The sequence below is a fragment of the Flavitalea sp. genome (assembly GCF_035489435.1).
GTDB lineage: Bacteria > Bacteroidota > Bacteroidia > Chitinophagales > Chitinophagaceae > DATHKG01.
In genome coordinates this window covers 25,138-44,243 of sequence record NZ_DATHKG010000181.1, presented here as the reverse complement: position 1 = coordinate 44,243, position 19,106 = coordinate 25,138, and the positions used below count along the sequence as shown (strand labels likewise).

Genomic DNA, 19,106 nt, shown 5'->3' with positions numbered 1-19,106 from the left:
ATAAACCGGGGCAATCCGGCTTCCGGCTAAACTGGTGACCGGCGACAAAAACATAATTATATGAATAAAAAAATAATAATTGCCTGTCTCCTGGTATCAACTTTTGTAGTTGATCATATACAAGCACAGCAAATCTCAAAAGAAGAATTAATTTTCCTCACCCCGGAATGGAAGGGGGAGCGATTTGCAGATGGGCGGCCAAAAGTGCCCGATGCAATTCTAAACCGTATACGCAAGGTGAGCCAGGAAGAAGCATGGGCAGTAATGAAAAATGAAGGATATGGATACCAGGTTGCTGAGAACTGGCAACAGATAAATCCAGACAGTGTACTCGTGGGGCGGGCGGTGACGGCGACATTTATGCCAGCCAGGCCAGATGTTTGGAGTGCGATCGATGCGAGGGGTAAAAAGGCCGGTAAACGTGGTCAGAACAGCTGGCCGGTCGATCTGCTCGTTAAAGGTGATGTATATGTTGCTGATCAGTTCGGGGCTCATCGCAATGGTCCTACCATTGGTGATAACGTTGGCAATGCTATCTATGCAAAAACAGGTAACGGTATTGTATATGATGGTGCCATCCGCGATATCGAAGGCCTGAAAGAAATAGGGGGATTTACTTCTTATTTTACCAGTTATGATCCTTCATATCATAATCCAACCGGCGATCTAAATACCATGATCATCGGCATAAATCAGCCAACACGTATCCGCACCGTCACTGTTATGCCAGGAGATATCGTTTTAGGTAAACAGGGAATAGTAAGTTTTATTCCACCACATCTTGCGGAAAAAGTTGTAAAGACCTCCGAGATCGTAAGGTTGAGAGATATGTTCGGACATCTCCGTTTAAAAGAAGGTAAATATACAGCCGGGCAAATAGATTCCAGATGGACAGACGAAATTGAAAGAGATTTTTCAAAATGGCTGAATGATCATATCAACGAATTGCCGGTACCAAAAGAACAGGTACAGGAATTTCTGAAAGCCAGGACCTGGTAAAAAAAGCTTTAGAGCCTGGAACATTATACCGCTCACAATTTAAATCCGCTATTATGTCGCATTCGCCATCCAGAAGATCTTTTCTTTCAAAAATCGCTATGGCTTCTGCGCTTGCATCCATAGCGCCTTTTGCACTTTTTGGGAAAGGACTCGAAGATGCTGTTGAAAAAACGCCATTCGCCTCGCCCCCGGCAGATCTGAAAATAACGGGTGTAAAATGTGGTTATATCCGCGGATCGGTATTTGTAAAGATTTATACAAACCAGGATATCTGGGGTTGTGGTGAAGGCGTTGACGCAATACCCGGTACCTATCACCTGGTTAAAAATTTTGGTGCAAGACTAATTGGTAAAAGTCCATTAAACGTTCACCGGCTTTTTGAAGACATAAGAAGATCAGGATTTTTCCAGGGCGCACAGTCGGGTATGTATATAGCTGTATTGTCTGCCATTGAAACAGCGCTCTGGGATCTGGCAGGTAAATCGCTGGGCCTGCCTGTTTACCAGTTACTCGGTGGTAAGTTTCGGGATAAGATCCGTGTTTATTGCGACACTGCCCTGTACCAGAGAAACCTGCCCACTCCGAAGGACTTTGCAGAGGCAGCATTAAAATCAAAAAAAATGGGTTTTAATGCCATCAAGTTTGACCTGGACCAGGCTAATGATCCCAACAAATATGATGCATATAACTGGACAGCAAGTCCGGCTGAACTACAACGCATGGTTGATCAGCTTACAGCTGCCCGTGAAGCGGTGGGACCTAATATTGACATTTGTGCGGATATGCATGGACGTTATGATGCGGTTACCGGCCAACAGATAGCAAAACGAGTGGAACATCTTAACCTGATGTGGCTGGAAGAACCCATACCTGCTGAAAATCCGCAGGCATATAAGCTTATAACTGATTCAACCAGTACTCCTATTTGCGCCGGCGAAAATCATTATCTCGCTCATGGGTTCCGTCCACTGCTCGAAATCGGAGCCGTAGATATAGTAATGCCCGATCTGCAGAAGGCGGGTGGGTTGGGCGAGGGGCAGCGGATTGCAAACCTGGCCAACCTTTATTATGTTCCCTTTGCACCACATATGGTAGCTTCATTCCTGGGCGCAATGGCCTCGGCGCATGTTTGTGCTTCAGTTCCTAATTTTATGGTACTGGAATGGCAATCATATTTTCATACAGAACCTATGTTCAAAGAGATAATTACTTATGATGGTGAATGGGTGAAGGATAGTTTTATAACGCTTTCAACAAAGCCAGGTATCGGTGTGGAAATAAACGAAGAAGGTATGCGAAAATATGCCATCAAGGACACGCCCTTTTTTGAATGATGAAGATTTAATGAATATCTGAATGATTATTTGAATGATATATTTGAATGAAATAAAGGTAGCCTTATGAAAAGAATTGTTATTCTTATTTCAATATTTTATTGCTCGGTTTGTTCCTGTTCCATTTGTTTTTCTCAAACAAGACAATCTTTTGATTCAGTGCTGTCTCAGATGAAATTCTCAGCAAAAAAAGAATTGCTGGATGTTTATTATCCTAAAAACATCGACACCTTATATGGAGGATACCTGACCGACTTTTCATTTGAATTTAAACCTGCAGGCAAACAGGACAAGATGATTGTTACGCAGGCCAGGCATGTCTGGACTACTTCAAAGGCAACACTATTTTACAAAGACACCAGTTACCTGGCAATGGCGCGACATGGTTATTTTTTTCTCAGAGACAAGATGTGGGACAAACAATATGGCGGATTTTATACACTTGTAAACAGGAAGGGTGATATGATATCCGAACGGAAGGAGGCATACGGGAATGCCTTCGGTTTATACGCGCTCGCAGCATATTATAAAACCTCCCGTGACCCCCAGGTACTGGAACTCGCAAAAAAAGCTTTCGGCTGGCTCGAGAAAAATAGTCTTGACCCTGTATACAAAGGCTACTATCAACACCTGGAAAGATCGGGGAAACCTATTCGCCGCGATTCGGGCACACCGCTTGCATCTGATCTTGGTTACAAGGATCAGAACAGTTCCATTCATATACTGGAGGCCTTTACTGAGTTGTATGCTGTTTGGCCCGATCCGCTTTTGAAAACAAGGTTACAGGAAATGCTCTTATTGATTAGGGATACGATGGTTCATCCCAAAGGATATCTGCAGTTATTTTTTACACCCGAATGGAAACCTGTTTCGAATAAAGATTCAACCCGGGATATAATACTTCAGCGACGATCCCTGGATCATGTTTCATTCGGACACGATGTTGAAACTGCCTACCTGATGATGGAAGCCACGGAGATCCTCGGTAATCACGATGATAAAAAAACACTCGCTATTGGAAAAAAGATGGTTGATCACTCATTGCGCAATGGCTGGGATCACGCACTGGCAGGTTTTTATGACCAGGGATATTATTTTAGAAACAGTGATACCATCAGCATCATCAAACAAAGTAAAAACTGGTGGGCCCAGGCCGAAGGATTAAATACCCTCATGATATTTTCGCAATTGTATCCTTCCGATAAACTGAACTATGCAGACAAATTCCTGGAATTATGGAATTATGTTCAGTTGAATCTTATCGATCATGTACATGGTGATTGGTATGAAGAAGGGATAGATCATGATCCCGCCAGAAAAACCTCGGCCAAATCACATATCTGGAAGGCGACTTATCATAATTTCCGGTCATTGAGTAATTGTATACGAATGCTCGAAAAGAAATGATTTAATAAACTACATATACCGGTCATTGCGCCACGGGTATGCAGTATTCGAATATCCATTTCTTTCCCAGAAACCTAATCTGTTATGTGTAAGAAATTCAATCCGGTTTATCCATTTCGAGCCTTTCCAGGCATAAAGCTGCGGGGTAATCATTCTTACCGGCCCGCCATGTTCCTTTGGTAAAGGATTATTTTCTGCAATATGCACCAGCAGTACATCAGGTTTAAGCGCTTCTTCCAATGATATGTTAGTCGTGTATTCATCATAACCATAACATAAGATATGAGTGGCCGTATCTTTCACCTGTACCAATGCTGCCAGATCCAGCAGTCGGACACCTTTCCAGCTCATATTCAGTTTTGACCAGGTGGTTACACAATGAAAATCGGAGACATCTTCTGTTTGTGGTAAGGCCATAAAGTCCTCCCAGTTTAACACAACAGGATGATCAACTGCACCGTTCAATGTAAGCCGCCACTCTGTATTTGAAATTTCAGGTTGTGTACCAAGATCGAGGACCGGCCATTTTTTTGTTACAGTCTGGCCAACAGGAAGCTCTGGCATCCCGTGCCTGTTTGGTTTACCTGAACCGAGAGGCTTTGAATCAGAAACAGAAGGTGTGTCCCTGATTTTATCTTCGAAGCGGGCCTTTAATTTCATTCTGGCTTCGACAATTCGATGTAGTTTTTCGGAGTCTCCCATGACCATTTTAATATGAGTGATGAGTGATGAGGAAGAAAATTATGAATTATGAGTTATGAATTATGAAACGAATTCATAGGACTTATGAATGATTTGTGAATAAAATACTGGCACAGACAAAATTAAACAATTTTAGGGACTTGATTTCTTGTAGTGAGCTAGCCCACTATTGCTATGCACTGTGCAGGAATATGAATGGCTTCTTTTTTGAAAGCCTGATATCATTATTATGTGGAACGATATGGCGATTGAGGAAAATGACCAGTAATACCAACAAAGGTATACCACCGGCAAGCAGGGTGCCAAGCCAGATAGAAAGAAATGTATTTAATCGGGCATCAGCGGGATTTGCAGTGTTGTAACGTACTGGTGCCAGGTCGCCTGGTTTATAACTGATATTTGCACTGCTGTTAAACCAGGTCGTGTCTGCATCATGTTCAAAATAAAATACCGAATAGGTAGAACGAAGCATGTCACCGGCATTACCCATTCCCTCGAATGACATTACCCCGGTTGTTGTTTTCGTTTTTGAGATCCAGATCAGTTTATTGATCAACAGTGGCACAGCAATGAGGCTTGCTATTGTCAAAACAAATACTGAGCGTCGTATTATCATTGAATTACAAATTCAGGTTGCAAGTAAAGTCAGCACTATTTCAGTACTATTAAGGTAACTGAAATTGTTGAAAAAAATCCCATAGCAGGTCGTTGGCTTTTATAACTTTTGAAGGCGAATCTCCTAATGCACTTCCCGGCTCTCCTCCCGGCCATGCATGTGCGCCATCTTTGGTAAGATAATAATTGATATTAACCTGGTTCAGGCAATCGGACCATTTGAAAAATGTGTAACCAGGATTATCCGCAACTTTTTGTGCCTTGGTTCCGCAGGCATTTATGGCCGACCACACATTCAATACTGAATCAACCGGAGCAAAATAGGCTTTCGAAACACCATCGCCGTATCCACCCTTATAAGGAACATTCTTGTCATTAACCGAATGCATATGAAGAACGGGGACCGGTCTGGATGAATCGCAGGGTTTTGTAACCGACATACTGCAAGCGTTTGGTGCAATAGCTGCAATCTTCCACGCAAGTTCGCAAGCCAGTCGGTAAGCCATGAGACCACCATTTGAATGCCCGGTAGCGTAAACTTTTTTTGGATTGATTTTATAATTCCTTACAAGAAGATCGATGAGTTGACTGATGAATTTAACATCATCGATATTTTTTTCGACAGCATAATCGCAACAGCTTCCACCATTCCAGGTTTGTGCTTTCAAAATACCCGTGCTCTTTACGCCGTTTGGATAAACAACAATAAAATCAGAGGCATTAGCTTTATCGGTGAGACCTGTTGAGCTTTCAAATTGTTCAGCGTTTCCTCCACCACCATGCAAAGCAATCACCAGCGAAAGCTCGTTTGATTCATAATAAGATGGCGGCAGGTTTAACAGGTAGGTCCTTTCCAGGCCGTCAACGCTTATGGTTCCCGTAAAACGAAAAATCTTTTGAGGCGCCGGTGAGTCTTTGCCACACCTGATACATAAGACGCTGATAACCATAAATATATGGTATATAATTCGAATTTTATTCATGTTTTGGTTTATGGACAGATATTTTAGGGGTCATCGTCGTAATATAGACTTACAAAACGTCGCAGCGTTTAAATGTTATATGATTTTTTGTTCCATGTGCGGTTGTTTTAGGTATGCTTGTAGCGCTGGTTGCGAAAAAAGATCTCGGTAATTAACTGCATTTCAATAGTCAGTAATTTTTCAACAGTCAGTAATTGAACAATATCAATCACAAAATTCGCGGAAAGAATAACTGTAAACTTTTCTTGAAAATTTATTTTTGATAAACCCTATGCTTTTTATAGACTGATAAGATTTCTGTATTATCTTTGCGCTAGTTCTTACAACACTTATCAAGAAAGGCTGAGGGAATGGCCCTGCGACGCCTTAGCAACCGTCCATGATTGGAAATGGTGCTAATTCCATCCCCTACGTACGGGATAGTTAAGTCAGAAGTTTTGCATTAAATATGTCAACATAACAAAGCACTCCTGATTAACGGGGTGCTTTTCGTTTTTAAATGCTCCCTGTACATTGATAAGGAAAAAGAATCAACGATTTGCCAGGCCTGTGACTCAAACAGTGTAAAAAAACAACGATGACAACTTTTAATGCCTATCAACAGTGCTCCAGTAAATTACCTGTGTACATTAAATCGCTTAAACGCAGCTCAATGCGTTGTTGTTGCTGTTTATCGCGACACTAAAGTGATGATGTAATTTATTCAAATCTCGTTTATTGAATTTTTGAAAATTGGTTTGGTACCGCGGGTAAGTTATTACCATGCAGGAAGCCATTTGGCACAGCTATGCCGGTATCGGACAATCAAACTATTAACCAGGTTTACTATGTTTAAAACAATTAGATTTTTTATTCCAATCTTATTATTGCTATTTACCAACGTTCTTGTGGCACAAACAAAAACGTTAACCGGAACGGTACGTTCCGCCGCAGGTGAGTTGTTGGTGGGTGTAACTGTAAAGGTTAAGAACAGCCAGCAAAATGTTCTTACTGATGCACAGGGTTTATTCACTATTACTGTTTCTTCGAATGACCAGCTGGTATTTTCTTATATTGGGTTTCAGACCAGTGAGATCAAAACGGAAAACATTAACGCTCCGCTCCAGATCGTTTTACAGCCCGGCGACAACGCCCTTGATGAAGTTGTAGTAACCGCACTGGGAATCTCCAGGCAAAAGAAATCACTTGGCTATGCAGTACAGGAGCTTAAAACAGAGGATATCGCAGAAGTAAAGACACCTAACCTGGTAAATGCACTTGCTGGTAAAGTTGCCGGGGTAAGGATCACGAACAGCCAGGGTGATATGGGATCATCAAGGATTGTTATTCGCGGGGAAACTTCTATTTCGGGCAATAACCAGCCTCTATTTATTATCAACGGCATTCCAGTTGACAACTCTCAATTAAATTCCGGTGGTGCACGGGATTATGCAAACACAATCTCAGATATCAATCCTGATGATATTGAATCTATAAGTGTATTGAAGGGCCCGAATGCTGCCGCACTTTATGGATCAAGGGCCGCTGCCGGTGTGATCCTTATCAAGACAAAAACAGGCAAAACCAAAAAAGGTTTAGGCATTACGGTAAACTCAAATGTTGTTTTTGAAAGTTTGCTTACACTACCGGAATACCAGAATTCTTATGGCCAGGGCTCTGAAGGAAAGTTTAGTTATGTGGATGGAAAAGGAGCAGGTATAAACGATGGAGTTGATGAAAGCTGGGGGCCAAGACTTGACGGAAGACTAATCCCACAGTTCTATTCCAAAGGTGAACCGGTTCCATTTGTTGCTCATCCTGATAACGTAAGAGATTTTTTCAGGACAGGTTATGTAGCTACCAATGGGATTTCAATTGCAGACGCAACCGAGAAAGTTGATTATCGTGTTTCATTTAACAATCTGAAACAAGAAGGAGTAATACCGAACTCCGGGCAGGGCAAAAATTCATTTGCGTTAAATACTACGCTCCGGGTAACTCCAAAGCTCGCTGTTACTGTCGATGCAAATTATAGCCGTCTTGCTTCAGACAATCTTCCCGGAACAGGTGGTACCCGTGCAACAAGCACGATGCTGCAATACACATGGTTCGGAAGGCAGGTTGATATAAACCGCCTGAAACCATATCGTGATGAAAATGGTGTTCCTTTCAACTGGAACAATAGCTATTATAGTAATCCCTATTTTATTGCTTATGAAAACACAGTTGAACAAAGACGAAACCGTTTGATAGGTAGTGTTGCCCTGAATTATAAAATAATTGAAGGTCTGAGTTTTAATTTCCGTTCCGGTACCGACTATTATAATGATCGCAGGAAAATAAAAGTTGCTTATGGTACAAACGGTGCTCCTTTTGGATCGTATTCTGAAAGCGCGTTTACAGTAAATGAAACAAATACTGAAGGAACGTTTAATTATGATAAACGCATCAACAAGGATTTTACCGTTGAAGCACTTGCAGGTGGTAATATCAGGTCACGCTATATTGAGCAGAATGACCAGAGCGCTCCAAGGTTGGCTGTGGCTGGTCTTTACTCATTAACCAATTCAAGGGATCCTTTAATATCATCTAACAACTATAGCAAGCTCAAGTCTTATAGTGTATTTGGTTCTGCGCAGTTAGGCTTCAGGAATTATTTGTTTTTAAACGTAACTGGCAGGAACGATTGGACGTCTACCTTGCCCGCAGCCAACCGTTCTTACTTCTATCCTTCATTCAACGGTAGCGTGGTATTAACGGAAGCGCTCCAGATCCAAAGCAACGTTCTCAATTATGCTAAGATCAGGGGTGGCTGGTCGAAGGTTGGTAAGGATGCCGATCCATATAGGTTGCTTAACACATATGTGTTTGGAGCACCTTATGGAGCTTACCCACAGCTTAATGCATCCACAGCTTACCTGAATCCGGATCTTAAACCAGAAACAACAAATTCAACTGAACTTGGTGCTGAAGCAGTTTTATGGAATAAAAGGGTAAAAGTTGACCTGAGTTTTTATAACACAAACAGCTATGACCAGATACTTAGTGTGGATGTAAGTCCTGCCACAGGCTACCGCTCCAAGTTGCTCAATGCCGGAGAGATAAATAACAAAGGGTTTGAAGTTCAATTAGGAATTACACCTGTCAAAAGCCAGTTCACCTGGGATATCGACCTTAATTACGCATTGAACAGATCTAAGGTGATAGAACTCGACCAGGAAGGGTTGCTTCAGAATTATGTGATCGCTACTAATTCAGCCCAGGTCATAGCGGCAGTTGGTCAGCCTTATGGAACCTTATTTGGGAACGCGTTTCTAAGAGATGATGCAAACAATATTATTGTAAATGCAACCGGTACTCCAAAAATAGATCCGACGAAAAGAGTTCTCGGGAAATACACTCCTGATTGGATCGGCGGTATAAGCAACACTTTTTCTTTTAAAGGCTTTAGTCTTGGAGTGTTGATAGATGGAAGCTTTGGAGGTTCCATATACAACGGCACTTTTGCAACGGGCACGTATACAGGTGTGCTCGCATCCACCTTGCCTGGAAGAGGAGCCGAGAATGGTGGTTTGTTTTATTACTATCCCGGCAATAACAAAGCAAATGGTACAGTTAAACTTGAACAGGGCTCCTCTGCACCTGCAGGCGAAACCGTATACGACGATGGTATTATATTTAACGGCGTAACCGAAGACGGGAAAGCAAATTCAAAAATTTTACCGGCTCAACAATATTATAAGTCGTTCCGCACAATCGATGAAGCGAATATTTTTGATGCTTCTTATGTAAAGCTGCGTGAAGTAAAGCTGAGTTATAATCTTCCTGTAAAATGGATTCGTTCGATAGGTCTTGTCGGTGCTTCAGTGTCACTGGTTGGCCGGAATCTTTATATCATACATAGAAACGTTGATGACATCGATCCGGAAGTGGCTTTCAATACAGGTAATGGCCAGGGATTGGAAAGTCTCTCAAATCCAACAACACGCAGTTATGGATTTAATATCAACCTTAGATTCTAATCAAACCAGCATTACCGGATTCAAATCAACATCACCGAATTCAAAACAGCATCACAGAATTCAAAACAGCATCAATCATGAAAAAAACAGTTTATCATATAGCGCTTTTCCTTGCGATTGGTTTAACAGCCTGCAACAAGGAGCTCGACGAAGTAAATACAAATCCCAATGCCACTGAAAATGCGCAGCCGGATTATCTTTTGACCGGTGCAATAAAAAATACCGTCGATGCATACTGGGGAACAGCAAATACCATGAATTCAAGTCTTCTTTTTGTACAGCACTGGGCTAAGATTCAGTATACGGAAGAAGATCGTTTTATATTTTCCAACAGTAGCTTTACGAGTCTTTGGACGACCGGTTATTCACAGGGCATCACGAATCTGAATGAGATCATAAAACTGGCAGACGAAACAGCTAACCCAAATTATAAAGGAGTTGCCATTATCCTCCGGTCCTGGATCTTTCAGTTAATGACAGATGCTTATGGCGATGTGCCGTATACTCAGGCTGCTGCTCTTGATAAATATATATCGCCAGCTTATGACAAACAGAAAGACATTTATTTTGGCTTGCTTGAAGAACTGAAAACGGCGAAATCATTGCTACAACCTTCCGGCAAGGCAATATCCGGTGACATTATCTATTCAGGTAATATTACGAAATGGCAAAAACTGGCTAACTCTTTAAGGTTGCGGATTGCCCTTCGCATTGCAGACAAAGAGCCAGCTAAATCAAAACAAGTGCTTGATGAAATCAATGCTGCGGGCGATGTTTTGATCAGCGACAATGCTGATAATGCACAGTTAATATATCTTACTTCGCCACAACAGAATCCCGTCAGCGCTTTATTTGAAACAAGAGATGATTATCGGATAAGCAAAACCGTGACTGATAAATTGTTCCAGTTAAATGATCCCAGGCTTACCGTGTTCGCAAGCAAAACTCAAACACCAACTCCGCAGGAATATGTGGGCATACCCAATGGTTTGACGAATTCAGAAGCAAGCAATCTTGGATTTGCAAAAACTTCGAAGCCTGGTGCATCCTTTCTCACACCACAATCTCCTGCCATTATTTTTAGTTATTCCGAACTTCTTTTTGACAGGGCAGAAGCAGCGGCGCGAGGCTTTACCACTGAAAATGCCGCGGTACTGTATCAGCAGGCAATCAGTGCTTCGTTTAAACAATATGGTATTTCAGAATCTGCAACTGCTACTTATCTTGCTCAGCCGGGTGTACAGTTTGACAATAGTAATTTCAAAAAATCTATTGGTGAACAAAAGTGGATCGCTTTATTTGGCCAGGGACTTGAGTCATTTGCGGAAAGAAGAAGACTGGATTACCCGGTGCTGACCGCATCAGCCAATACGGTGTTAAATGGAGAGATACCGGTGAGGTTCATCTATCCCGGCACTGAGCAATCGCTTAACGGGGATAGTTATAAGGCAGCAGTGGCAAACCAGGGAACAGATTTGCTGACAACAAAACTCTGGTTTGACTTGTTTTAGTATCTGAATACTTGTCTTGACGCTTACCTGCTTTAACGCTTGACTGATTTAACGCTTACCTGCTTTAACGCTGGTTTAATATATTAACACATAATTTCGTTATAAACCGGCTAATTATTTCAAATATGAGATTAACAATCGTACTAGTTTTGTCAATACTTATTTTTACCGGATGGGCAGACAGCACCTATAGTTACACGGGTATTCCGGTAATGACTGAGCAAAAAAATTCACGGCCTTTGCCTATTGAAGGCAAATGGCGGGGTGAATTTGAAATCCGCCCGGGACTTAAGGTGCCATTTGTATTTGAATTCGCGAAAGGCAAGGATAATAAGCCAGCTATATATTTCCTGAATGGAGATGAGAAGTTTGAGGGTGGGTCCGTTAAACAGGTGAATGACTCTGTGATAGTGTCGCTTGACCAGTTCGATAACGAGTTTGCGTTGAAGTTGGTTGGTGATGAATTATCAGGTGAATTGAGAAAACAAAACAGCAACACACCCGGAACTCCTTTGACCGCCAAAAAAAATCTTTCATACCGGTTTAAAGATAGCGGCTCTTCGACAGCAGTAGCCGATGTTTCAGGAACCTATGATATTTTGTTCAAGGCGGGAAATGGAACAGAAGAAAAAGCAGTTGGACTGTTCACCCAGGAAGGGAATAAGTTAAAAGGGACATTTCTGAGAATAACGGGTGATTCAAGGTATTTGGAAGGAACGGTAGATGGGAACAAATTTCAGCTTTCATCTTTTATCGGATCGTCACCATCTTATTATAAAGGTCAGATAAGCAGTGATGGCAAATTGACCGGTGAAGCAATTGGTTCAAGATCAAGCCAGGTATTTACTGGAGTGCCAAATGAAAATGCAGCTTTGCCCGATGCATCTACACTTACTTTGATGAAGCAGGGATATTCGACGCTGGATTTTTCATTTCCGGATGCAGATGGTAAGCTGGTATCACTAAAGGATGAAAAATTCCGTAACAAAATAGTAATCGTAACCATAGGGGGAACCTGGTGTCCTAATTGCATAGATGAAGCGAATTTTTTATCTCCATGGTATAAAAAGAATAAAAGCAGGGGAATTGAAGCGGTCTCGATACACTACGAGCGCCAGACTGATCCTGTATTCGTCAAAAAAGCGCTGGATCGTTTCCGTGAAAAGTATGATATCGGGTATGCGCAGGTTTTTGGAGGCAAGGCAGACAAGCAGGCCGTTGCGGCTTCATTGCCAGCCTTAAATACATTTCTTTCATTTCCGACAATGATACTGGTCGACCGCCAGGGTAAGGTCGCGAAGATTCATACAGGATTTTCGGGTCCTGCTACCGGAAAGTATTACGATGAGTTTGTTAAGGAGTTCAACCATGATATTGATGAACTGGTTAAAAAATAAATAGGGAGGGAATATAAATTTATAAAGCCGCGCTCCGACGCGGCTTTCATTTTTCAGTTTATATTATTATTTTGGTATGGAATCGGCCTTTTTTGCTGGTCTAATCAGTCCTTATAAAACCTAAACTATGAAACCTGCGATTATTTTTTCAATGACCATGATGTCTATTACCATGATGTTTATTGCATCATCGGTTAGTGCACAAGATCTTTTCCCATTAAAAAGAAAGCCTTACTTGTTGACAGTTGCCGTTGACAAGAAAACTACATACGAAGAAAACCTGCCTGAAGCAAACTATGTGTTACCTGATCAAACAGTTCAGTTATATCCCGGCGAAACGGTTTTTATTGAGATCGAACAGGAAAATGGAGTTGTGAAAAATGTAAGGGCGGTAGCGGAAAACAAATTCCCGGAAAAAACGCTGATCATCAGTTTCACACAAATTTCAAAAAAGAAAGTACACGAGGGGATGATGCTTAAAATACAAAATCCCTTTAAGTATAAGCTGAAGTATGATGCAAAAACCTATCTGCTGAATTATAAAAACTGGGTAAACGCACGTGTACTACCCATCCAACCTGCCCTTTCAGCCTACGAAACCTGGGCCGAGGTCATTACGTCTGTAGCAGTAGGAAACCTTTCATTTGAGTTATGAATTATGAGTTATGAGTGATGAGTGAGTGATGAGTGATTTATAAGTATGAATGAATAAAGTACAATCATTCATAACTCTACATTCGTAACTCACTCATCACTCATCACTCATAACTCATAACTTTCTTAAGGTTTTCCTATTCGATAAAGTCTACCCTGATCAGTCACTGCATACAGCGCTCCATCCTTACCTTGAGTTATATCGCGGAAGCGTTGAGCGAGTTCAGGAAGCAATCTCTCTTCCCCAACTACCTTGTTGTCTTTGATGATGAGCCTGGCCACATGCATACCGCTTAAACTACTGATAAAAAGGTTGTTTTTCCATTCCGGCATATTATCCCCGGTGTAAAAGATCATACCACTGGGTGAAATAACCGGATCCCAGTAATATACCGGTTGTGTCATGCCATCTTTTTGGGTTATTCCATCACCTACTTTTGACCCACTATATTCGATACCGTAAGTGATAGTTGGCCAGCCATAATTTTTACCTGGTTGTACCAGGTTTAACTCATCTCCGCCTCTTGGACCAAATTCATTGTTCCAGAGATCACCGGTTTGAGGGTTGATGGCCAGACCCTGTACATTGCGATGGCCATAAGAGTAAAGTTCGGGCCTTGAATCCGATTTGCCTGCGAAAGGATTACCAGCGGCCGGTTTACCATCTTTTGTGATCCTGATAATTTTGCCGAGTGCAGAATTTAGATGCTGTGCCTGGGGCCGGGATTCTATGGAAGACCTTTCTCCTGTACTTATTATGAGATTTCCTGTTTTATCAATCACAATCCTTCCACCATAATGATTGTTACTTTTAAAAGCCGGAGTGGCTCTATAGATAACCGTTACATCCTGGATTGATTTTTCGTCTGCCGATAATTTGCCTTTGGCTACTGCAGTAAGGTTGCCATCACCTGTTTTTTCAGAAAACAGCCAATAGACCATTCGGTTGCTGCCAAATGCCGGATCGATTGCGAGGCCAAGCAATCCTCCCTGCCCGGCAGGATTAACTTCTGGTATGCCTGAGATAGGTTCGCTTACCTGGCCCTCTGGTGTTGCCAGGCGCATCTGCCCGCGTTTTTCAGTAATCAGGAACCTGCCATCTGGTAACATCGCAATTCCCCATGGACTTTTTAAATCGCTTGAAAGCAATTTACCCTGGAATGCAGTTTTTGTTTTCACTCCGGCCACCCGGGTCTGTCCTGCGAAGGCTGATTTGTAGTCGCTGTTTGGAGCTTTGGTTTCTACAGGTGCAATAGCAGTATCACGGGACTGTTGCTGATTAGCCATCGCCCCGCTGACAATCATACTCATGGTAAACGCAGGCAAAAATGCTTTAAACTTTTTGTACATTTCTATTGATTTTATGTTTATCTATTGGTTTTATGTTTAGAACTTTGAACAAGGCAGGAGCTCTTCCTTATAACATGCCTTAAGGTGGATGCAATTGTTGAGCCTATAAATATATGACTTACTCAACTTCTAAATAAAACATCTCTTAATGTGATAAGTTTACCCTTTTCATATGGGCTTTATGAAATTGTTATGCTTTTGTAGGGTTTTTGACATTTCGATACCAGCTTCGCTTTGATAATTATCTTTACTTTTACCGCTTTATTTTAACCGCATAAATCATTAATATGAATAGAATTTTTCCTGTAACATTAATTGTGACTGCCATTGTTTTTTCGGCTTGCGAAAATAAAAAGAGCAATGAACCGGTTGCTGCCAACGCCGATTCTACCAGTGCCGGCGCAACTGTTGAGACAAAAGAACCGAACTCAAAATATAAGCCGGCCTTCGCAGGCCAAACCCGTATCGGTGGCGTGAAAACAAACACCCCTTATGAAGTCAAGGCCATAACTACCGACCTCAAGACCCCATGGGGCATTACTGTTCTCCCGGATGGTCGTCTCCTGATTACTGAAAAAACCGGTACAATGCGCATAGCCACTACCAGTGGCCAGTTGAGTGCTCCAATCACAGGCCTTCCAAAGGTGAATCCGGCCGGACAGGGTGGACTATTAGGCGTGAGGGTTGATCCTGCATTTGCAACCAACAGGATTGTGTACTGGGTGTTTTCTGAACCATTGCCGGAAGGAAACCTGACTGCTGTAGCAAAAGGAAAACTTTCTGCAGACGAAAAAACAATCGAAGGTGCTACCGTGATTTACCGGGCAACACCTGCTTATAAAGGTACTCTTCACTATGGAGGAAGAATTTTGATCGACCAATCAGGTAACCTGGTGGTAAGTACCGGTGAGCGTTCTGATCTTGTTACCCGTCCCCAGGCACAGGATATTAAATCAGGTCTCGGAAAAGTTTTGCGTATAACCACAGATGGAAAGCCAGTTCCAGGGAATCCTTTGGCTACTAACGCCAATGCAAGACCGGAGATCTATTCTTATGGACATCGTAATGTACAGGGGCTTGCATTTCATCCCCAGACCGGAGATCTTTGGGAAGTTGAGTTTGGTCCCCGTGGAGGTGACGAATTGAACAGGATCGAAGCCGGCAAAAATTATGGCTGGCCTACGATTACATATGGCATAGAATACAGTGGTGAAAAAGTGGGTGATGCCATCCAGCAGAAGGAGGGAATGGAACAACCGGTATATTATTGGGATCCGGTAGTGTCACCAAGTGGGATCACTTTCTATTCATCAGATAGTTTACCTGAGTGGAAAAATAACCTGTTCATAGGTGCACTTAGTGGTCAGCATATTGTGAGGCTTGTGATAGAAAATAATAAAGTCACCGGAGAAGAACGTTTGTTGGGAAGCGAAAACCAGCGTTTCCGCGATATCACACAAGGTAAGGATGGAGCGCTGTATGCGGTGACTGAACAGGGAAGACTGTATCGTATAGGAAAACCTTAAGAGAATTATGAGTTATGAGTTATGAGTGAGTTAAGAATGTAGAGTTATGAATGAATTGTACTTTATTCATTCATAACTCTACATTCTTAACTCACTCATAACTCACTCATAACTCATAACTCATCACTCATAACTTTCTTAAGCCCTAAATACAACACGCTGTTAAGAATAAGTTTGTTCTGAATGGGATTGTTGAAAGTAAATGACAGTTCCTTGTTGGTGCCGTTTTCGTAATCAATATCGTTATGGCCCATATTGAAATAAATCATCTTATACTTTTTGTTGGTCCACACAACCGGGTAATATCCGCTATACCATATTTCATGTTTCTTTGGCCCGGTGCCAAGCGGGAAGCTGCTGGAATCAATTGAAACCAGGATTTCAATATCCGGGTTTAAACGAAGATCATTACTCCAGCGATACCATTCATTGGGCGAAGATTTGAACAGGCCCGGAATTGTTTTCATTCCAGGATGATTTTTCTTCTCGATTTTTAAAAAAGCGGAAGTAGGCCGCCATGTATTGCTAACGTATTCCCCAGCCCCAAGGAATTCCTGGTGGTACCAATTCCAGTTTTGAGGGAAGTCGGAAGGCGTTAATGCAAAACCGGCAAAATGAAATCCGATCCAGGCTCCACCATTTTTCATGTATTGTTCAAATGCATCTCTCTGATCGGTTTTATCCGGACGGGTATCAAGGAATATCACTAACTGATATTTGCTGAGCGTTGAAGAATTCATTTTACCCCAGTCTGAAGTGGTGTCATAGGAGAAATTATTCTTACCGGCGACATCGGTAAACCACTTATTTGCTTCTTTCACAAAACTTATATGTGCCTTATCATTCCTGCACGTAAAAAATGCAATCGCTTTAAATAATGGTTTAAAACTTGCTGATCCATTAACGATCCCGGGATTCGCAAAAATAGTGTTGGCCAGTAATAAGCCCAGGGAAACAAGTATCTTAACAGCAAAAGAGGTTGCCGGCATCGGGATAAGTTATTAATAAATCTAAATATATGGGTTTAAATTTTTCTGTTCCCAAAGTTGATTATGCTTTTATTAAATCCTGAAATAAATAATATGAACCGGTCCCTGGTACAATTGAAAGTTGTTTTCGTTTTAGCATCTGCAATGTTTTTAATAAATGCCCATGTAAATGAGCAGCCGTATCTGGAAGATTTATCTTTTGATATTACCGGTAACATAAAATCTGAAAGCAGATCAGAATTGGTTAAACCACGTAAAGTGGTTTTTGTGATAGTAGATGGAATCCCTGCTGATGTTATAGAAAAAGTTGCTACACCTGCGCTTGATCTTATCGCAAAACAGGGCCGTTATCTCCGGGCCACTGTGGGAGGTAAAAAAAATAGTTATTCCGAAACTCCCACTATTTCTGCAGTCGGATACAATAGCCTGCTAACAGGTACCTGGGTTAACAAACACAATGTATGGGACAATGATATTGCAAAACCGAACTATCATTATCCGACCATATTCCGGTTATTCAAAGATCAGTATCCTGGTAAAAAAACAGGTGTGTTTTCAAGCTGGGAAGACAACCGGACAAAACTGGTTGGTGAAGGCCTGGAGATGTCCAAAGGGTTAAAGATTGATTTTGTATTTGACGGTTTGGAAAATGATACTATAAAATATCCCCACGATTCAGCAAGAAAATATATTCATCTGATAGACGAGGACGTTGTAAATAAAGCAGCTGAAACAATTGTTAATCATGGTCCTGACCTTTCATGGATTTACCTTGAATATACCGATGATATGGGTCATATGTTTGGAGATAGTGAGCCATTTTATAATGCTGTCAGGATAATGGATAAACAGGTGTCAAGGCTATGGTCATCCATTCAATCGAGAGCCAAAGCAAAGGGGGAGGAATGGCAGATATACATCACCACCGATCATGGAAGGGATTCAATAAGTGGAAAAGGACATGGCCGTCAATCTGATCGGGAAAGATCTACCTGGATTGTCACCAATGCGCCCGATGTGAATAATTATTATAATAAAAACAAACCAGCTATTGTAGATATAATGCCTTCAATCGCGCGTTTTATGAATATTGCGATACCAAGGTCGCAATTGATGGAAATAGATGGAACATCGCTTACCGGTAAATTGTCTGCGGTTAATCCCTCTGCGATATTGGAAAAGAATAAAATAGTGGTAAGATGGGATGCACTGGAAAAAACGGGTAAAGCAAAGATCTGGATTGCTACGGAAAACAACTACCGGCTTGGCATTCCTGATAAATATTTACTCGCCGCTACAGTACCGCTGGCCGGGCAACAGGCATCGGTCGACTTAACCGCAAACAAATCCCGCTTCTATAAAATTGTTATAGAAACGCAGGAAAACTTTCTGAATTGCTGGGCAGGAGAAGACCTGGCTGGCCTTGTTCAGCAATACAAATGATAAGGTCTTTTTTATGCTAAACCCAGATAAAGCAAATTAAAAGATTCACTGAATCCGTCTCATACTTCATAGAAGTATTTCGAAACGGGACACTCCATGTAACAAAACCGAACACATCTTTTCTTCTTAGATCTTTGTTTTGAGCTGATTTTCAATGATCTGGCAACATGGCACCCTCTTGGAAGAGATATACGC

14 protein-coding genes and 1 riboswitch are annotated in these 19,106 nt (G+C 41.7%); of the genes, 9 read left to right on the top strand and 5 right to left on the bottom strand.

What is annotated here, in order from left to right; genetic code table 11:
- Nucleotides 1-60 precede the first annotated feature (60 nt).
- The 3 genes from VK664_RS28735 (at nucleotide 61) to VK664_RS28725 (ending at nucleotide 3,740) form a co-directional block, all read left to right on the top strand.
- The gene (locus VK664_RS28735; RefSeq protein ID WP_461402184.1) at nucleotides 61-999 is read left to right on the top strand and encodes an RraA family protein; all 939 of its coding nucleotides are present in this window, start codon (nucleotides 61-63) and stop codon (nucleotides 997-999) included.
- Between the two features lie 53 nt (nucleotides 1,000-1,052).
- A complete protein-coding gene (locus VK664_RS28730; RefSeq protein WP_461402183.1) occupies nucleotides 1,053-2,333 on the top strand; it encodes a mandelate racemase/muconate lactonizing enzyme family protein in 1,281 nt (426 codons plus the stop codon).
- Between the two features lie 66 nt (nucleotides 2,334-2,399).
- A complete protein-coding gene (locus VK664_RS28725) occupies nucleotides 2,400-3,740 on the top strand; it encodes an AGE family epimerase/isomerase (protein WP_461402182.1) in 1,341 nt (446 codons plus the stop codon).
- A gap of 9 nt (nucleotides 3,741-3,749) precedes the next feature.
- On the opposite strand, the gene VK664_RS28720 is transcribed toward VK664_RS28725, so the two are convergent.
- The 3 genes from VK664_RS28720 to VK664_RS28710 form a co-directional block, all read right to left on the bottom strand.
- The gene (locus VK664_RS28720; RefSeq protein WP_461402181.1) at nucleotides 3,750-4,442 is read right to left on the bottom strand and encodes a molybdopterin-dependent oxidoreductase; all 693 of its coding nucleotides are present in this window, start codon (nucleotides 4,440-4,442) and stop codon (nucleotides 3,750-3,752) included.
- 172 nt (nucleotides 4,443-4,614) lie between these two features.
- Entirely contained in the window at nucleotides 4,615-5,058 is a 444-nt protein-coding gene (locus VK664_RS28715) for a DUF3592 domain-containing protein (RefSeq protein ID WP_461402180.1), read from the bottom strand.
- Between the two features lie 49 nt (nucleotides 5,059-5,107).
- Nucleotides 5,108-6,040 (bottom strand): CE1 family esterase, encoded by a 933-nt coding sequence (locus VK664_RS28710; RefSeq protein ID WP_461402179.1) that lies wholly within the window; start codon nucleotides 6,038-6,040, stop codon nucleotides 5,108-5,110.
- Between the two features lie 326 nt (nucleotides 6,041-6,366).
- A riboswitch (SAM riboswitch) is annotated at nucleotides 6,367-6,470 on the top strand.
- A 397-nt stretch (nucleotides 6,471-6,867) separates the two neighbouring features.
- Between VK664_RS28710 and VK664_RS28705 the strand changes: the two genes are divergently transcribed.
- From VK664_RS28705 to VK664_RS28690, 4 genes are all read left to right on the top strand, one after another.
- Nucleotides 6,868-10,041: a SusC/RagA family TonB-linked outer membrane protein gene (locus tag VK664_RS28705; protein ID WP_461402178.1), complete on the top strand. Its 3,174-nt coding sequence runs from the start codon at nucleotides 6,868-6,870 to the stop codon at nucleotides 10,039-10,041.
- Nucleotides 10,042-10,118: 77 nt separating this feature from the next.
- On the top strand, nucleotides 10,119-11,552 hold the full coding sequence (locus VK664_RS28700; protein WP_461402177.1) for a SusD/RagB family nutrient-binding outer membrane lipoprotein: 1,434 nt from the start codon (nucleotides 10,119-10,121) through the stop codon (nucleotides 11,550-11,552).
- 125 nt (nucleotides 11,553-11,677) lie between these two features.
- Nucleotides 11,678-12,949 (top strand): peroxiredoxin family protein, encoded by a 1,272-nt coding sequence (locus tag VK664_RS28695; protein ID WP_461402176.1) that lies wholly within the window; start codon nucleotides 11,678-11,680, stop codon nucleotides 12,947-12,949.
- 127 nt (nucleotides 12,950-13,076) lie between these two features.
- Nucleotides 13,077-13,604: a hypothetical protein gene (locus VK664_RS28690; RefSeq protein WP_461402175.1), complete on the top strand. Its 528-nt coding sequence runs from the start codon at nucleotides 13,077-13,079 to the stop codon at nucleotides 13,602-13,604.
- A 125-nt stretch (nucleotides 13,605-13,729) separates the two neighbouring features.
- Here the strand turns inward: VK664_RS28690 and VK664_RS28685 are convergent, their stop codons facing one another.
- Nucleotides 13,730-14,953: a PQQ-dependent sugar dehydrogenase gene (locus VK664_RS28685; protein ID WP_461402174.1), complete on the bottom strand. Its 1,224-nt coding sequence runs from the start codon at nucleotides 14,951-14,953 to the stop codon at nucleotides 13,730-13,732.
- 287 nt (nucleotides 14,954-15,240) lie between these two features.
- Here VK664_RS28685 and VK664_RS28680 point away from each other — a divergent pair, with 287 nt between their 5' ends.
- Complete coding sequence (locus VK664_RS28680; protein WP_461402173.1) at nucleotides 15,241-16,479, top strand: PQQ-dependent sugar dehydrogenase; 1,239 nt, start codon at nucleotides 15,241-15,243, stop codon at nucleotides 16,477-16,479.
- Between the two features lie 113 nt (nucleotides 16,480-16,592).
- Here VK664_RS28680 and VK664_RS28675 read toward each other — a convergent pair whose 3' ends face one another.
- Nucleotides 16,593-17,468, bottom strand: coding sequence for a ThuA domain-containing protein (locus VK664_RS28675; protein ID WP_461402172.1), 876 nt, complete (start codon nucleotides 17,466-17,468; stop codon nucleotides 16,593-16,595).
- Nucleotides 17,469-17,561: 93 nt separating this feature from the next.
- On the opposite strand from VK664_RS28675, the gene VK664_RS28670 reads away from it, so the two are divergent.
- On the top strand, nucleotides 17,562-18,911 hold the full coding sequence (locus VK664_RS28670) for an alkaline phosphatase family protein (RefSeq protein WP_461402171.1): 1,350 nt from the start codon (nucleotides 17,562-17,564) through the stop codon (nucleotides 18,909-18,911).
- Nucleotides 18,912-19,106: the final 195 nt, after the last annotated feature.

Excerpts from the sequence above, each read along its gene's own strand:
- VK664_RS28735 (WP_461402184.1), top strand. The coding sequence starts at position 61 with ATGAATAAAAAAATAATAATTGCCTGTCTCCTGGTATCAACTTTTGTA.
- VK664_RS28730 (WP_461402183.1), top strand. The coding sequence starts at position 1,053 with ATGTCGCATTCGCCATCCAGAAGATCTTTTCTTTCAAAAATCGCTATG.
- VK664_RS28725 (WP_461402182.1), top strand. The coding sequence starts at position 2,400 with ATGAAAAGAATTGTTATTCTTATTTCAATATTTTATTGCTCGGTTTGT.
- VK664_RS28720 (WP_461402181.1), bottom strand. The coding sequence starts at position 4,442 with ATGGGAGACTCCGAAAAACTACATCGAATTGTCGAAGCCAGAATGAAA.
- VK664_RS28715 (WP_461402180.1), bottom strand. The coding sequence starts at position 5,058 with ATGATAATACGACGCTCAGTATTTGTTTTGACAATAGCAAGCCTCATT.
- VK664_RS28710 (WP_461402179.1), bottom strand. The coding sequence starts at position 6,040 with ATGAATAAAATTCGAATTATATACCATATATTTATGGTTATCAGCGTC.
- VK664_RS28705 (WP_461402178.1), top strand. The coding sequence starts at position 6,868 with ATGTTTAAAACAATTAGATTTTTTATTCCAATCTTATTATTGCTATTT.
- VK664_RS28700 (WP_461402177.1), top strand. The coding sequence starts at position 10,119 with ATGAAAAAAACAGTTTATCATATAGCGCTTTTCCTTGCGATTGGTTTA.
- VK664_RS28695 (WP_461402176.1), top strand. The coding sequence starts at position 11,678 with ATGAGATTAACAATCGTACTAGTTTTGTCAATACTTATTTTTACCGGA.
- VK664_RS28690 (WP_461402175.1), top strand. The coding sequence starts at position 13,077 with ATGAAACCTGCGATTATTTTTTCAATGACCATGATGTCTATTACCATG.
- VK664_RS28685 (WP_461402174.1), bottom strand. The coding sequence starts at position 14,953 with ATGTACAAAAAGTTTAAAGCATTTTTGCCTGCGTTTACCATGAGTATG.
- VK664_RS28680 (WP_461402173.1), top strand. The coding sequence starts at position 15,241 with ATGAATAGAATTTTTCCTGTAACATTAATTGTGACTGCCATTGTTTTT.
- VK664_RS28675 (WP_461402172.1), bottom strand. The coding sequence starts at position 17,468 with ATGCCGGCAACCTCTTTTGCTGTTAAGATACTTGTTTCCCTGGGCTTA.
- VK664_RS28670 (WP_461402171.1), top strand. The coding sequence starts at position 17,562 with ATGAACCGGTCCCTGGTACAATTGAAAGTTGTTTTCGTTTTAGCATCT.